The organism is Psychrosphaera sp. (genome assembly GCF_982872775.1).
Genome location: NZ_CEYNSH010000031.1, coordinates 20,479 through 36,488, shown reverse-complemented (window position 1 = coordinate 36,488; position 16,010 = coordinate 20,479). Strand labels below are relative to the sequence as shown.

Genomic DNA, 16,010 nt, shown 5'->3' with positions numbered 1-16,010 from the left:
AGGACACCGCCCTTTCACGGCGGTAACAGGGGTTCGAATCCCCTTGGGAGTACCAACTTTCCTCCAAGATTAAAAATTCCGTTTACTTCTCGATTACAAAAATAAACAACTTTCGGTTGTTCAAAATTCAATTAGTTCATTACATTTAATATTACGTAGACTAAATATCGAGATCGTCTCTACATCATGAAAAAGCATCTAATGATTATCATTTCTGCTGTTGCGGCCGGGTTGTTTTCTGGATGTGCAACATTCGCTGAAATAGCAATTGAAACGGCAATAGAAAATCGAAATAACAGCCAGATTAAAGCAGGGTTGCAATGCAATACGATGCAAATTAGCTGTGTTGCACCTAATTATTACAGCGAGTGGCACACACCGGCAGGCGATCTTAAGTGCCAGTGCGAGCCCTGACACTTAGCTTTGATTATTGAGGTTTATTCAGAAACTAGTTTTTCAATTTGATTTTTCATGTCGTCACGAATAATGATCTGAGCACTGACGTTAGGGTGAATGCCATCACGCATCATGTAATTTGGGTTGGTAGCGACTTTTTCCATAAAAAATGGCATTAGCGGCACTTTGAATTCTTCTGCTAGCTTTTTATAGGTCCCTTCGAACATACTAGTATAGCGCTTGCCGTAATTAGGTGGAATTCGAACTTGCATCAAAGCGACATTAATATTCCTGGCTTGAGCGGCTTTAATCATTTGGCTTAAATTATTATTTAAAGTTTTGATCGGAAATCCTCTTAGCCCGTCATTGCCGCCAAGCTCAATAATAATCCAATCCTTGCTGGTCAAATCGTGGCGTTTAAGCACCGCTTCTAATCTAGCTAAACCGCCACCGGTTGTTTCGCCGCTTATACTTTCGTTTATAAGAGTAATTGGCGTATTTTCTGTAACAAATGTTTGCTGTAATAAGTAAGGCCAGCTTTGCTCAGTTTTCATGCCGTATCCAGCACTTACGCTATCTCCATACATAACGACTTTGGTATTTGCCGCGTTTACACTCATCGAAAAGCATAAGTAGAGCGTAATGGTTATAATCAGTATGCTTGTTTTAAATAACGAGTTTCTTTTAGTATGTAAAAACATTGCCATGGTTGGACCTTAACTACATGAAAAATTTATCGAAGCCTGCATTACTTGCAAACAAGATCAGTAAAACAGTTGTACTAAATAATCAATCATCTAACAACGATTCAGAAGAAAGATCGATCACAATTTTAAGTGAAATTGATTTATCAATCGAGGATGGCGAGACCGTTGCGATTGTTGGTGCGTCCGGTTCCGGTAAATCGACGTTGTTAGGTTTGTTAGCTGGTTTAGACTTACCTAGCACAGGTAAAATAGAATTTTACGGTAAAGCATTACAGATTTTGGATGAAGAGGAAAGGGCATCTATACGCCGTTCTGACATTGGGTTTATCTTTCAGCAATTCCTACTCGTTCCAAGTTTAACCGCCCTTGAAAATGTCATGCTTCCCGCCGAGCTGTCGGATAATGATGAGTTAAGGACAAATGCTCGCCGTTTGGCAAAAGATTGGCTCGAAAAAGTCGGGTTATCACATCGATTAGACCATTTTCCAAATCAATTATCAGGGGGAGAACAACAGCGTGTCGCTATTGCACGTGCGTTCATTACCGAGCCAAAACTTTTGTTTGCCGATGAGCCATCAGCGAACCTAGATACTGTTAATGGTCACTTGGTTGAAGACTTATTATTTGAAATTAACGAAAGTGCTAACACAACGTTAGTACTGGTTACACATGATCCTGCCCTCGCAAAACGCTGTCAAAGAACCCTAGAAATCAAAGATGGGCATTTAGTTGAAACAACAGCGCAAAAACCAAAATTAGCGCAAGTAACTAGCATAGAAAAGGCCAAACGCGATGCAAAATAAGTTCATGACTATGTTGGCGTTGTCACTACGCCTGTTTCGTCGTGAATTTGGACGAGGCGAACTGACCATCATTGCACTGTCTATTATTCTGGCCGTATCGTCGGTAATGGCGTTAAGTAGTATTACAAATCGAATTGAGCAGTCCATCACCTTAAAAAGCGCTGAATTTTTAGCAGCGGATCGCGACTTGGTTAGCTCAAGAGCAATTGACAGAGCCTACCTAGAGAAAGCTAGAGAGCTCGGTTTGAATACTGATGAGCATATCTACTTTTCTTCTATGGCATTTGCCAACGACAAGCTCAATCTCGCCGTTATTAAAGCGGTGACAAATAGTTATCCGCTTCGCGGTACATTGAAGGTATCTGAAGTAGATGACCCACTGGCTATCACTGAAATCAATGGCCCACAACCGGGTACCGTCGTCATGAATCAACGACTGTATTTTATGTTAGACAAGCCAACAGAAGTCGAAATTGGTGATGCAACATTGAAGGTTTCTGGACTTATTGATAGTGAGCCAGATGCACCATTCCAAGTATTTAGCGCGGGTACTCGAATCATCATGCATATCGATGATGTTCCAGCGACAAATATCATTCAACCTGGTAGCCGAATTACCTACGCGTTTTTGTTTTCAGGTGAAGAGCAAGCGCTCCAAGAATATGAGCAATGGGTAAAACCAAAACTCAGTGAACACGAACGTTTTCGTGGCGTAAAAGAAGGTGCAAGTAATATCCAACGCTCATTAGACAGAGCAGAAAGCTTTTTGATGATAGCTGGAGTGTTAGGCGTCATATTGGCCGCAACAGCGGTGGCTGTTTCTGCGCGTTTGTATAGCCAGAGACACCTAGACTCAATAGCAATTATGAAAACACTTGGCGCAAGTGTTTCTCAGGTTCAAATGGTTTACTTATGTCAATTGCTTATTATTGCGCTCGTTAGTGTCGTTGGCGGGCTACTTCTAGGTGGCACAATGCAGTGGGTTGCGATCAGCGCCCTAGAAGAGTATTTACCAAATGACGTCCCGGCCATGGGATTGGAACCTTTTATTGTTGCAACCGTTACAGGCTTTGTCTGCGCTTTAATGTTCTCTATTCCGAGTTTATTAAAGTTATTTAGAGTGCCTCCGCTGCGCGTATTACGTCGTACTTTAGGCGATGGTGTTACCACCTCGCTTATGGCTCAGGTGATTATGGCGATCACAACTATCGCTTTGGTGTGGTTTTATAGTCAAAATTGGAAGCTTACAGCAATCGTAACGGGTACAGGTGTAGTACTCTCATTGTTAATAATAGTTGCGTCTACCGTTATTATTAGCGGTACTAGAACGTTGGCAAGCCGTTCCACTGGCGGCGCACTCAAACTTGCGCTTGCATCGTTAAAACGTCGTTCTAAAGAAAACACATCGCAAATGATTGGTTTTACGTTAGCTATCATGCTGATGCTGATTCTTTACACACTCAAAAACTCGCTTATTCAAGAATGGCAGGCACAATTACCAGAAGGCGCACCGAATCAATTTGTTGTAAATATCTCTGAGCAAGAATTGCCTGTTGTAAAAGAAATGTTCGCCGAAAAGGGAATTGAGACGGAACAGTTTTATCCTATCATTCGTGGTCGCTTAACTCATATCAATGACCTCGAACTTAAAAAGCCACGACGTGGTGAAGGCGAGGGCGATGAATACGTTGAGGATGACGGTGCCAAACAAAAAGGTAAACCGGCATTACACGAAATTGAGCCGGGCCAAGATTCTGAAAGTAATGAAACGACGGCAAACGGACAGAACGCCGCAGACAGCAAAAATAAAGCGGAGTCAAAACCTGAAGAACGAGGTCCTGTCGGAATCGGACGCGAGCTAAACTTAACGTTTACCGAAAATTTCCCTGATAACAATGAAATTATTGCAGGTGAATGGATGCCACAAGGTCAGGCCAAACAAGTTTCTGTTGAGGAAAAAGTGGCAGAACGTCTTCAACTAGAACTCGGTGATACACTACAGTTTGTTATTGGAGCGCAAACCGTTTCGGCGACAGTTACGAGCATTCGGACGGTAGACTGGAATAGCTTACAGCCTAACTTTTATATGATTTTTAGTAATGATGTTATTGCTGATTTTCCAGCGACCTATATCTCGTCATTCTATCTACCTAAAGAAGATAAGTTGTGGCTAAATGAGCTTATTCAACGCATTCCAACTTTGAGTCTTATCGATATTGATGCGATTTTAAATCAAGTCAAATCAACCATTAACCAAGTGTCTATTGCGATTCAGTTTGTCCTGTTGATTGTCGTTATAGCCGCGACTTTGGTTCTGTTAGCGCAGGTCCAAAGCTCTCTTGACGAGCGTCGCAAAGAAACGGTGATCTTTAGAACGATAGGCGCGAAAGGCTCAGTAATCAGAAATGCAATTACTCTTGAATTCTTGAGCCTAGGTGCGGTAGCGGGATTAATCGCGGCACTAGTAGCAGAGTCTAGTTTGATAGCGATACAACACTTTATGTTTGATATGGTGTGGACGCCACATTGGGATATTTGGTTAATTGGGCCGTTATCAGGTGCGCTGTTCGTGTCGATTGTTGGCTCAATCAGTACCAGATCTTTATTGAGAATTACACCAACTGAGCTCATCAGACAGTTGGCCTAATTCAGTCGTCGATATGCAGAGCGTTACTTTGCAAATATAAACGAGCTGACATAAAAAAGAGCAGAAACGAATTTTCGTTCCTGCTCTTTTTTTTGTATTCATTTAACGAAAGTTATGTCAGCGACGTTGTATGTAACGCTTATAACTTAACTAACAACGTCCTAAACTCGTTTTGAGGTTCTACTTAGTTAAGACTTTAGTAATGATTGAGCAACTTCACCTATGCCTTTATCACGAAGCGGCTTAGACAGTTCTGCACGTTTTGCGTCGACCAAGCTAACACCTTCAACAATTAAGTCATACGCGCGCCACTCGTTAGTGTTACCGTTTTTACGTAACTTAAATACCATTGACAAAGGTTTTGCACCTGGTTGTTCTAACTCTGTTCTGATAGCCACTGTTTTGCGATCACTTACATCACGTGCTTGCTCGTATTTTATCTTTTGGTCGTTGTATTGTGTCAAAGCGGCCGAATACGTCTCAACCAAAATCTTTTCCATTGCATCTACAAACAAATCACGCTCTTCTTTTGTCGACTGCTTTAATTGTGGGCCTAAAATTTTATATGAGGCGAAACGAATATCGACAAAAGGGATTAATTGCTCTTCAACAATTAGCTGCATACGTTCTTTTTCGTTTTCCTTATCGTTTAAAGATTTGGCTTCAGAGACAGATTTGAAAACGACTTGCGCCAATTCTTCAACAATTACGTAAGGTGACTTGGTTAGCTCAATTTGCGAAACTTGTTCTTGATATTGTGCAACTAGCTTCTGTTGTTCCTCAGCTGGTACATCTAAAGATACTGCTTGGCTCGGAAATAAAAATAAAGCTGATACTAGCGCGATTGAAACTCTTAACATGACTAAATCCTTCGGTTTATTATGGTGTGGATTATAATACCGACCGTTCGGTATGTAAACCCAACTCCGTTATATCCGTTCGATATATAAATTAAGCTTAGTTTATAAAGGTTACTTTACTAATTTGCCTTCAACGCTTAAACCGAACAATAAATGGGTATACGCAACAGAACGGTTTTTTTATTACTTTAGATAGGCGATAATTGGAAAAACTTTCAGAATTAATCAATCGCAAAGAGGTGAATATGCGTTTTGTTGACTCCCATTGTCATTTAGACCGAATCGACTTGGATAAAGAAGGCTTGAGTTTTGAAGAGATGATGAGTAAGGCAGCGGGAAATCAAGTGGATCACTTTTTATGCGTTGCGATTTCGCTAGACCAATTCCCAGATATGGTGCAAAAAGCAGAGGCCTTTCCACAGGTGTCATTTTCGTGTGGAGTACATCCATGTCATGTTGGCGAAGACAAAATGTTTTCTTTAGATGACCTTCCTAAATTGGCCGCAAATGACAGAGTCGTGGCGATAGGTGAAACAGGACTTGATTACTACTATTCAAAAGACTCCATTAAAGAGCAACAAGAAGCCTTTGCACGTCACATAGAAGTGGGTAATCAGTTGGACAAGCCCATCATTGTTCATACTCGTGACGCACGTGAAGATACCATTGCAATAATGAAAGAAGCAGGTGCAGAAAAATGCTGTGGCGTTTTGCATTGCTTTACAGAGTCATGGGAAATGGCGAAACAAGCCATGGACCAAAATTTTTATATTTCAATTTCTGGTATCGTTACGTTTAAAAACGCTAAAGAGCTTCAAGATGTCGTTCGTAAGATGCCTCTGGACCGGTTACTAATCGAAACTGACTCTCCATATCTTGCTCCAGTTCCTTATCGTGGTAAGCAAAATCAGCCAGCGTATGTTAAGCATGTTGCTGAGTTTATTGCCGACTTAAAAGGCACTACCGTTGAACACGTCGCTGAGCAAACCACACAAAACTTCCAAGACTTGTTCAAAACCGCCAAGCTTTAACTCAATTAAAGTGCTTATAGTTGTGAGTGAATGTAACTATTTACACCAACTATAAGTGCTTGCTTGACCTCTTTCTCACCATAAATAACCAATTCTAAACCTGTTTTCTAAAATGTTTATTATATTAGCTCGTCATATTTAGAAACATCTAGCCGACGTTTGTTTACAACGTTTTTGTGAATCTCTTCCACTATTAATATGTGTATAAAACACATGCCAACGAATTGTGTAATGTGAGGAGAGCAACATGAAATTCTTAACAACAGCGGTCGTTTTAATACCATTATTCTTAAGTGGCGCGTCTATGGCCAAGAACCTAAAATATGTAGCGGCAGACGACACCATGGAATCCGAAATGTGTGTGAGCGCAGCAACGGACAGTGTTAACCAGTTTAGACGTAAAGTGACTTTAAACATTCCTACAAGATCACCCATTGCTTCAATGAAGTTGATTTCGAATAAACTGAATTGTAACGGTGATAACGTAGAAACGTTTGCAAAGTTAACTCAAAACGAAGCCGTGGCGAATTACTTAGGTAAATTTAAACGCGGTAGTGTCAAAATCTATGATATTGCAAAAGTTAACCCTGATATTAAATTATCAGGCTCAGTCATGATTTCTACTGACTAGATAAACTTGCATTGAGTAAAAGGGCGCGAGAGCGCCTTTTTTTATGGTTAAAAAAGAGCAAAAAAAAGCCCAGAACTAGTCCTATTCTGGGCGAGGGGAATGGCTCTGTTAAGAGCCGTGCGCTAAATCTTTGTCAAACGACCCAACCCAACATATTTACCTAAACATTTATTGGAAATGGGGTGACAACTGTTTCCAAGCTTAGTAGAACAAAATTTTAAAATAAAGCTGGTTTTGCGATTTAATCTATATAATTAACTAATTGCTATCTTAATTGCACTGGTTGTTTTTTAACCGCCTGTTTACTGGTTTTCCACTGTTTATCCACAGGTTTTTAGAAGGTAATTAATGTTGCTTTTGTAATTATATGTTTACAAATGTGGTTTTTTTTAAAATAGACTCCATATTTTTTCTGCGACTGGGCCTAAATATTTATTTTTATTTTTGACCACTCTAATTTCTGCACATTTAGGAGAAGATTCTTTATCAACTTGAAAATGAAGAAAATCAGAGCCAAGTAATTGGTTGCTAGGTGACTTGATAATGGGTCCCCAACCCATGCGGCTTTTGAGCGCTGCCAGTGAAGCTTGATAACTATTAACACGAATCAAGCTTCTTCCGATTGGACGAACTAAGGTGTTTTTATCTAAACTAATTGCAAATTCACTTGGCACAATTTGAGGTAATTGCGCAAGCAAGTGTTCGGTGATTTCTACATTTTCTAAATTGGTGTTGTGACACAAGTCTTCTAAAAGTGACTTATGCACACAATACCCAATTTCAATTGTCGAGACTTGTTTTGACTCAAATGTTCCTTCACTGGAAAAAGTTGCTAACCATGGGGTAAAAGATAGGTGAACTTTTTGCTTGTTTAGAAGGGACAGGCTTTTTAATTGTGATTCTGCATGTATATTAATTTGAGTATTTGGAAATTCTCTTTGCACAGGTGCAATGATTTTCAGAATACTCTCTAGGTCAATTGAGTCTTCTATACTCAAAATGACTTCGTGTTCTTCACCTTGATTTAAACTATCTGAATAACTGTTAAGTTGCTGAATCTGTTCTAATATTAACTTACACTTTTGATGATAAATTTTACCTTTTTCGGTGAGCTTAAGTCGATATCCATCTCGATCAAATAAGTGAAACCCAGCGGTTTGCTCAAGGCGCTTAATTGTCATACTAATAGCTGGCTGTGTTTTATTTAGAATTAATGCGGCCTTACTGATAGAGCCGCATTCCACCACGGTGGAAAATGTGTGTATTTGATCGATTTTCATAAAGTTACATCAATGCTGTTTATAAATAAATCTTAACGTGTTTGTAAAATTTTATAAATATCTTTTAGTGTTGTAGCTGTTACAATAATTTGGATTTTTAAAAATTAGGGCTTTTCAATGAGTTATTCTGTTTCAATAGTACGGGCTATTAGCCTTTCATTAGTTGTTATTAGTCTAATAACGGGGTGCAGTGAGTCTAAAGAACAGCGAGCTGATACGCCAAAGCCTCCTAGGCCTGCCAAGATAACTTCGGTGACTGCGGAGGCAGGAGACTCTTTAAAAACCTTTCCAGCTACAGTAGAGCCATCTTTATATGCGCATTTGGCGTTTCGAGTTAATGGCGAAATCATTGAATTACCTGTCGTGGCGGGTCAAGAAGTTGAGAAAGGTCAGGTACTTGCAAAACTTGATGACAAAGACTTTGTCGTTCAACAAAAACAAGCGAAAGCGAAATATGATTTGACCTTGTCGCAATTTAATCGAGCACAACAATTAATAAAAGAAAACCTTATTTCTTCAGCTGAATTCGATCAGCTAAAAGCAGAAGTTGATATTAGCGAAGCGCAATTAGAAGCTGCAAACAACAATTTAGAATATTCAACACTAAAAGCCCCGTTTGACGGAGTAATCAGTAATGTAAATGTTGAAGCGTTTGAGTTTATTCAAGCAAAACAACCAATAATGGATATTCAAGGCCGAAGTAATATTGACGTTGCAATTCAAGTTCCTGAGCAGCTGATGGTTCGTCTTCCAAAGAACAAGCAAACTGAACAATACCAACCTAACTTAGTGTTTGATGCTCAACCAAATAAGAAATACAAAGTATCACTAAAAGAGCATGACATAACACCAAACCCCGCAACAAAGAGTTATGAAGTCATTTTTTCACTTCCAAACCCAGACGACCTCAACGTATTGCCAGGCATGACAGGCACATTAGAAGTCGAGCTAAATAAATTACTAAATAATGATCTCAGTTTATTAGTTGTGCCTATCTCTGCGGTTTTTGTGCCAAATAAACTCGCCGATCAAGCAACAAAGTTCGTTTATAAAGTGACCTCAGAGATGACAACTCAACTTGTTGCAGTTGATGTACTAGAAACCAAACAAAAAGGACTGGTTATCAGACCTAAAGTGAGAGGTTCTCTTAAGGTAGGAGATAAAGTAGTAGCCGCAGGTGCTCATCTTATTCCTGAAGGTACAAAAGTAACCGAATGGGTTCAGGAAAGAGGGCTTTAGAATGGCAAAGGGGCAAGATATTGCATCGTATTTTGTAAAGCAAAAAACGACCTCATGGTTATTTGCTATTTTATTACTTTTCGGTGGTGTAGTTTCTTACACTCAACTTGGTCAATTAGAAGATCCAGAGTTCGTCCTAAAACAAGCTATTGTTGTAACTCAATACCCGGGCGCCTCTACTTTGCAAGTGGAAGAGGAAGTCACTCACCCACTCGAAAATGAGATTCAAAAACTCACCTATGTCGACAATGTAAAGTCCATTACTAGCGCAGGTATATCGCAAATAATGGTTGAGATGAAATCGACATACAGAAAAACTGAGTTAAGGCAAATTTGGGATGAGTTGAGGCGAAAGGTAAATGATTATTCGCCAAACTTACCCGCAGGAACCTCTGCACCTATTGTTCGAGATGATTTTGGTGACGTGTACGGCGTATTACTTGCTGTGACGGGTGATGGTTTTAATAATGATGAGCTCAATGATTACGTTGAATATATAAAACGAGAGTTAGTCTTAGTTGAAGGCATTGGTAAGGTAACCGTAGTTGGCTCTGAGCAAGAGCAAGTCATAATTGAAATGTCTCAAAACAAGATGGTTTCCTTAGGTATTTCAACCGATTACTTGTATCAATTGCTAGCGCAGCAAAATGTTGTGAGCAATGCAGGATTTGTTCGCGTAGGGAATGAACGCATTCGCTTTGATCCAACTGGAGAATTTTCTTCTGTGCAAGAGTTGGGTGATTTAGTCATTAGTCCACCAGGGCAGTCCAAACGAATTGTTTTGTCGGACGTTGCCAAGATTTATCGAGATTTTGACTCAACGCCTAACCATATCGTTCGTCACAATGGTGAGCCAGCTATTTACGTGGGTTTATCTTTTGCATCGGGTTCAAATGTTGTAGAAGTCGGTGAGAGGGTCAGTAGTAAACTTGCCAAATTAGATCAGCAACGCCCCTATGGCATGTTCATCAATACGGTTTATAACCAGCCTAAAGAAGTAGATGAATCTGTCGCAGGTTTTATCCAAAGCCTTGCAGAAGCCGTGATAATTGTCATCGTCATTTTACTTCTATTTATGGGTATTAAGACTGGCATTCTTATTGGTGGAATCTTATTGCTGACGGTATTAGGTACGTTTATCTTTATGAACTTACTGGATATCCAACTTCACCGTGTATCTCTTGGGGCTTTGATTATTGCCCTAGGTATGTTGGTTGACAATGCCATCGTCATCGTCGAAGGGATACTCGTCAATCTCAAACGAAAAATGACTCGTGTGGAAGCAGCTGCGTTAATCGTTAAGCAAACCAAATGGCCATTGTTAGCTGCCACGTTTATTGCCATTATTGCTTTTGCACCGATTGGCTTATCACCAGATGCAACAGGCGAATTTGCTGGCTCACTGTTTTATGTGTTACTGATTTCTCTACTGTTAAGTTGGTTTACTGCCATCACTTTGACGCCGTTTTATGCCAGCTTAATGTTTAAAGATGGTGCTCCTAATCTTGATACAGATAGCAACGAGAAAGGCTCCAGTGAACAGAACACAATTGATGAAGTATCAGAACAAAAAGATAGCGATCCATACGCAGGTCAAATCTATCAAAGGTATAAAGGCTTACTTAATTTTACGCTGACTTATCCAAAGTCGACGATGTTGCTGATGTTAGCTTTATTCTTAGCTGCAGGTTATGGCTTTTCTAAGGTTAAACAATCGTTTTTCCCTGCCTCCAATTTACCTATGTTTTATGTTGAATATCGACTTCCACAAGGCAGTGATATTCGTGCAACAGCAGAGACAGGACGTGAATTAGAACAAGTTCTAATGGAACAAGAACAAGTAGAATTTGTTTCAAATACGATTGGTCGTGGCGCTGCTAGATTTATGCTGACCTACAATATGGAGTTAAATTACAGCAATTACGGTCAACTTATTGTTAGGGTCAAGTCAAAAGAAGACTTAGTACCGTCAATGCAATTTGTACGTTCACACATGGCCAAATATTTTCCTGATGTTGAGGCCAAAATGTTGCGAGTCGAAATTGGTCCTGCAACGGCATCAAAAATTGAAGCACGTTTTTCTGGTTCAGATCCTGAAGTTCTAAGACTGCTGAGCGCGAAAGCACAGGAGATCTTTCGCAGTGAACCTGATGCGATGAATATCACTGATAACTGGAAAAATAAGACTAAAGTCATGCGGCCCGTTTTCAATGCGGTAGCAGCAAGAGAAGTAGGCATTTCTAAGTCTGCTGTTGATGATTTATTGCTGACAAATTTTGTAGGTAAAACGGTAGGGGTATATCGCGATGGGACCGAACGTTTACCTATTGTGGTTCGTATGCCAGAGCAACAAAGAGAGGTTATTGATAGTATTGAAGATTTACAGATTTATTCGCCTGTACTAAATCAATACTTACCTTTGAGTAAGGTGGTATCCGAATTCAAAATGGAATTTGAAGACCCAATCATCAATCGACGAGATCGCAAACGAACGATCACGGTTATGGCTGATCATGATGTACTGTCTGACAAAACAGCCGCACAACTATTTGCCAAAGTGAAACCCAAAATCGAAGCCATCGAATTACCAGAGGGTTACGAGTTAACTTGGGGTGGTGAATACGAAGCGAGTGCCAAAGCTCAAAAGCCGATTTTTAGTGCGTTACCAATTGGTTTTGGCTTAATGTTTATCATCACTATTTTATTGTTTAATTCGTTTAAATTGGCGACGGTTATTTGGACTACTGTTCCGCTTGCCATAATAGGGGTCACGTTCGGATTTTTAACGACGGGTATCGCTTTTGGTTTTATGAGCTTGTTGGGGTTGCTTAGCTTATCGGGCATGTTGATTAAAAATGGCATTGTTCTAGTCGAGCAAATTGAACTTGAAAAGCGCGACGGCGCATCCTTTGTTGATGCTATTGTTAATGCCGCTGTTAGTAGGGTAAGGCCTGTATCAATGGCGGCGATAACTACAGTACTAGGTATGGCACCATTGCTAACGGATGACTTCTTTAAGAGTATGGCGGTGGTCATTATGTTTGGACTTGGCTTTGCTACTGTCCTTACCCTAATCGTCGTACCTGTAATGTATTACTTATTACTGCGTCCTAAAACAAGTTAATAAAAGTGTTGATCTCAAAATAAAAAAGTCACTTCATTGAAGTGACTTTTTTGTATGCTCTTACCCGTCCTAAATTTATGATTATTATTCAATAAATAGAACCAAATTCTTTAACCCTTTTAGGGTTAGTGGTGAGCCGTGTTGTTAGCTTTCAGCGATGACTTTGTTGGCCATTTCTTTACCACGATTAAACATTCGAGTTGTTCTATCGGCTAACTTAAGAAGTAACACATAAGCCAGCGGTACAAACAACAAACTCATAATCGTTGAGAAGAGGAGGCCGCCAATAATTGCAATCGCCATCGGTGCATATTCTGGACTGCCATTACCACCGATACTCGCATCACCCATCGCTAGAGGCAACAGGCCTAATACTGTGGTTGCAACCGTCATTAAAATAGGTCTAAAACGAGACACACTACCTTCAATAACCGCTTCATACAATGAGTGCCCTTGTTCCCTTAATTGATTAACCTTGTCGATTAGGACAATGCCGTTATTCACGACGATACCCATTAAAATCAAGATACCTATCATTACCATTATACCCATGTCGGTACCGGTAATTAATAACGCCCAAAAAGTTCCAGAAATTGAAAATAGAAGTGATGTAATCACCGCCGTTGGTAATATGAGACTCTCAAACAACGCTGCCATGACGATATAAATCATGACCAACGCCAAAGCCATATTTACCAACATAATATTTTCCGCTTCTTTGGCTCGCTCAAAGCTTCCTGTTAAGCTCCAACGGTAGCCGGTTGGAAGGGTAAGTTGATTCATTACTGCCGTGATTTGCTTCTCGGCTTCTTCCAAAGTGAAGTCCTTACCCAAATTAGCGCCAATGGCAAGATTGGTTTCTCTGAAGCGACGGAAGATCTGGTTTAATCGAGGCGTTACTTTAAGCTCAGCTAATTGCTCTAATCGATAATCAACCCCGTTTTTAGAAATGATGATCAGTGACTTAAATTTCTCTAAGTTGTGTTTGATATCATCATCAAAACGCAGCCTAACCTGAATTTCACCTTGGACTGGATCGCGATAAGTCCTTAAGTTTAGACCTCTGAGTGCTGTTGAAGCAGCTTGCGCAACGGACATGCTATCAAGGCCATATCGTTGTACTTTATCGCGGTCAATGATGACTTGTATTTCTTTTTGATCACCGGTGATTTCAGAACGTACATCTTCAAGGCCTTCAATATTAGACAGAAGAGGGATAGTTTGGTCTGCTAACTCAAGTAACACATCGGTAGATGGGCCAGCTAGACTAACTCTCAGACCGCCGCCATTTCCAGAATTCCAGCCAAAGGTCGGCTCTGCACCCACAATAACAGGCCACTCTGCTTCAATATCATTTTTAATTTCAATGAAGGAGCGACTGAGTTCGGCGTTCATATTGATGGTAGATTGAGCAAAACCAGAACGGTAGTAAGAATAGACACTTTCAAATTCAAAGCGATCTTTATTGTCGTATAAGAACTTCTCCATGATATCGACTTTTTTCTCAACGTCTTCAATACTCGCGTTACCTTGAATATTGTAGTTAATAAACATGCGACTTTTCGAAACTCCGCCTTCTTCATTACTTTGAACCATTTGCATGGGAATGACTAATGATAGGAACAACGCCAATCCGATAAAGAAGCTTTTTTTCTGATTACTCATCACCCACGTCAGCATCTTGTGATACCTGGCTTGGCCTACGCTGTCTTTTTTTAGTTCTGGTAGCTTTTTGATTTTACTCGTTAACAGTGGGATCAGGGTTTGCGAAATTATCAAAGACGCGAATAGAGAGATACAAATCGCAATGGCAACGTGCTCTAAGAAAATAGTAACATCAATTTTTTTACCGATAATATTAGGCAAAAATACTATTGCAGTTGTACACGTACCTGCTATGACAGCAAGCGCTACGTTGTTGACGCCTTTTTCTGTTGCTTTGTGGATATTGTGGCCTTTTTGGCGCTCGGTATAAATTGACTCAGTAACGACAACCGCATTATCTACTAACATACCCACGGCTAACATCAATCCCATGAGAGATAAAATGTTAAGGCTATATCCCAATAGGTACATTGCGCCTAACGTAATACAAATTGCAATAGGAACAGAGGCAACAACAATAAGGGTGGTCATTAGGTGACGCAAAAATAAGAACAGTACAATGACCGATAATACCGCGCCGATTAAGCCAGCTTCTAATAGGTTACCTAAAGAAGAAGTTACATCCTTGGCTGTATTTTGCATGACAAAAAGGTTAATACCATTAAACTGCGGATTACTTTTAGCTTGTTCAACTACTTCTAAAACACCAGAGGCAACTTGTACTAAATTGGCGCTGGACTCTTTCATAACATCCATACCAATAGCGTAAGTTTGGTGCAAATGTCGGCCGTCTTCACGCTCTGGTAGCTCATAATTTATATTTGCTATGTCACCTAATAACACAGAGTCCGTAATTGGCGCATTTTTTACATCAGCTACCGAGGTGAATTCACCGTTGGGAGTAACCAAAATTTTACCTTGGGCCGTATTTAAATAACCAGCAGACTGGCTAAAATTCATGCCTCGCAATTTTGTTAAGACCTGTGAAACCGGTATTTTGTATGCTGCCAGTCGATTTTCATCGAGGCGTATGACTATTTCTCGTTTGTTTACACCATACATGGTGACCTGTGAAACACCTGGTACACGTTCAATTTGACGTTTGAGTTGTCGGTCTAGTAGGTCATAGGCAAACGAAAGGTCACGATCAGAAGAGATTCGAAGATTCAAAACTGGCATGTCGCTCGTATTAAATTGAAAAACGAATAACCGTTCTACATCATCAGGGAGTTGATCCCTGATTGCGTCAATTTTCTCTCTGGCTTCAATAGATTTTGAACTTATGTTTTCACCCCATTTAAAGCTTAGGCCAATATTTGCGCCTGACTCACTTGACCAAGAACGGGCATTTTGAATGCCGCTAATAGTAGCGAGGGCTTCTTCAATGGGTTTAGTGATTTGTCTTTCAACCTCTGCCGGTGTTGCGTTGGGGTAAGGTACATTGACAAATATTTCAGGTATTTCAATTCCCGGAAACAACTCCAGCGGCAACAGCCGACTAGAGATACCCCCAAGCAACAAAAGAGAGATGAATAAAATTGTCACTGTGACGGGTTTTCTCAAAGAGAATTTTGCTAAAAACGCAGCGGCAGTTGTATTGGGCTCTCCATGTTTATCATTATTAGCATCAGTTTTAACGCTATTATTGACGTTGTTGCTAGTGTTGGTACGAACATCGTTTTCCATG

11 protein-coding genes are annotated in these 16,010 nt (G+C 40.2%); 7 read left to right on the top strand and 4 right to left on the bottom strand.

All coding sequences use genetic code 11. The features are described from left to right. The first annotated feature begins 201 nt into the window (after positions 1-201). Positions 202-414, top strand: a complete 213-nt coding sequence (locus AC4E96_RS10115) for a hypothetical protein (RefSeq protein WP_488033183.1) — start codon at positions 202-204, stop codon at positions 412-414. Positions 415-437: 23 nt separating this feature from the next. Here the strand turns inward: AC4E96_RS10115 and AC4E96_RS10110 are convergent, their stop codons facing one another. Further along, positions 438-1,016, bottom strand: a complete 579-nt coding sequence (locus AC4E96_RS10110) for an arylesterase (protein ID WP_490255731.1) — start codon at positions 1,014-1,016, stop codon at positions 438-440. A 104-nt stretch (positions 1,017-1,120) separates the two neighbouring features. Here AC4E96_RS10110 and AC4E96_RS10105 point away from each other — a divergent pair, with 104 nt between their 5' ends. Then, positions 1,121-1,906 (top strand): ABC transporter ATP-binding protein, encoded by a 786-nt coding sequence (locus AC4E96_RS10105; RefSeq protein WP_488033185.1) that lies wholly within the window; start codon positions 1,121-1,123, stop codon positions 1,904-1,906. Further along, a complete protein-coding gene (locus AC4E96_RS10100; RefSeq protein ID WP_490255730.1) occupies positions 1,896-4,553 on the top strand; it encodes an ABC transporter permease in 2,658 nt (885 codons plus the stop codon). The genes AC4E96_RS10105 and AC4E96_RS10100 overlap by 11 nt, the downstream gene beginning before the upstream one ends. A gap of 188 nt (positions 4,554-4,741) precedes the next feature. On the opposite strand, the gene AC4E96_RS10095 is transcribed toward AC4E96_RS10100, so the two are convergent. Next, positions 4,742-5,413: an MlaC/ttg2D family ABC transporter substrate-binding protein gene (locus AC4E96_RS10095; protein ID WP_488033187.1), complete on the bottom strand. Its 672-nt coding sequence runs from the start codon at positions 5,411-5,413 to the stop codon at positions 4,742-4,744. Positions 5,414-5,658: 245 nt separating this feature from the next. On the opposite strand from AC4E96_RS10095, the gene AC4E96_RS10090 reads away from it, so the two are divergent. Both AC4E96_RS10090 and AC4E96_RS10085 read left to right on the top strand, forming a co-directional pair. Further along, entirely contained in the window at positions 5,659-6,444 is a 786-nt protein-coding gene (locus AC4E96_RS10090) for a TatD family hydrolase (protein WP_490255732.1), read from the top strand. Between the two features lie 247 nt (positions 6,445-6,691). Next, on the top strand, positions 6,692-7,075 hold the full coding sequence (locus tag AC4E96_RS10085) for a DUF3718 domain-containing protein (protein ID WP_488033188.1): 384 nt from the start codon (positions 6,692-6,694) through the stop codon (positions 7,073-7,075). Between the two features lie 389 nt (positions 7,076-7,464). Here AC4E96_RS10085 and AC4E96_RS10080 read toward each other — a convergent pair whose 3' ends face one another. Continuing rightward, entirely contained in the window at positions 7,465-8,355 is an 891-nt protein-coding gene (locus AC4E96_RS10080) for a LysR family transcriptional regulator (protein ID WP_490255729.1), read from the bottom strand. A 117-nt stretch (positions 8,356-8,472) separates the two neighbouring features. On the opposite strand from AC4E96_RS10080, the gene AC4E96_RS10075 reads away from it, so the two are divergent. Together AC4E96_RS10075 and AC4E96_RS10070 are read left to right on the top strand one after the other, a co-directional pair. After that, entirely contained in the window at positions 8,473-9,594 is a 1,122-nt protein-coding gene (locus AC4E96_RS10075) for an efflux RND transporter periplasmic adaptor subunit (RefSeq protein WP_490255728.1), read from the top strand. Position 9,595: 1 nt separating this feature from the next. Continuing rightward, the gene (locus AC4E96_RS10070) at positions 9,596-12,718 is read left to right on the top strand and encodes an efflux RND transporter permease subunit (RefSeq protein WP_490255727.1); all 3,123 of its coding nucleotides are present in this window, start codon (positions 9,596-9,598) and stop codon (positions 12,716-12,718) included. Positions 12,719-12,862: 144 nt separating this feature from the next. Here the strand turns inward: AC4E96_RS10070 and AC4E96_RS10065 are convergent, their stop codons facing one another. Continuing rightward, the gene (locus tag AC4E96_RS10065) at positions 12,863-16,009 is read right to left on the bottom strand and encodes an efflux RND transporter permease subunit (protein ID WP_490255726.1); all 3,147 of its coding nucleotides are present in this window, start codon (positions 16,007-16,009) and stop codon (positions 12,863-12,865) included. Position 16,010 lies beyond the last annotated feature (1 nt).

Coding starts and splice junctions, on each gene's coding strand:
- AC4E96_RS10095 (WP_488033187.1), bottom strand. CDS start 5,413: ATGTTAAGAGTTTCAATCGCGCTAGTATCAGCTTTATTTTTATTTCCG.
- AC4E96_RS10110 (WP_490255731.1), bottom strand. CDS start 1,016: ATGAGTGTAAACGCGGCAAATACCAAAGTCGTTATGTATGGAGATAGC.
- AC4E96_RS10090 (WP_490255732.1), top strand. CDS start 5,659: ATGCGTTTTGTTGACTCCCATTGTCATTTAGACCGAATCGACTTGGAT.
- AC4E96_RS10085 (WP_488033188.1), top strand. CDS start 6,692: ATGAAATTCTTAACAACAGCGGTCGTTTTAATACCATTATTCTTAAGT.
- AC4E96_RS10075 (WP_490255728.1), top strand. CDS start 8,473: ATGAGTTATTCTGTTTCAATAGTACGGGCTATTAGCCTTTCATTAGTT.
- AC4E96_RS10065 (WP_490255726.1), bottom strand. CDS start 16,009: ATGGAAAACGATGTTCGTACCAACACTAGCAACAACGTCAATAATAGC.
- AC4E96_RS10105 (WP_488033185.1), top strand. CDS start 1,121: ATGAAAAATTTATCGAAGCCTGCATTACTTGCAAACAAGATCAGTAAA.
- AC4E96_RS10115 (WP_488033183.1), top strand. CDS start 202: ATGATTATCATTTCTGCTGTTGCGGCCGGGTTGTTTTCTGGATGTGCA.
- AC4E96_RS10070 (WP_490255727.1), top strand. CDS start 9,596: ATGGCAAAGGGGCAAGATATTGCATCGTATTTTGTAAAGCAAAAAACG.
- AC4E96_RS10080 (WP_490255729.1), bottom strand. CDS start 8,355: ATGAAAATCGATCAAATACACACATTTTCCACCGTGGTGGAATGCGGC.
- AC4E96_RS10100 (WP_490255730.1), top strand. CDS start 1,896: ATGCAAAATAAGTTCATGACTATGTTGGCGTTGTCACTACGCCTGTTT.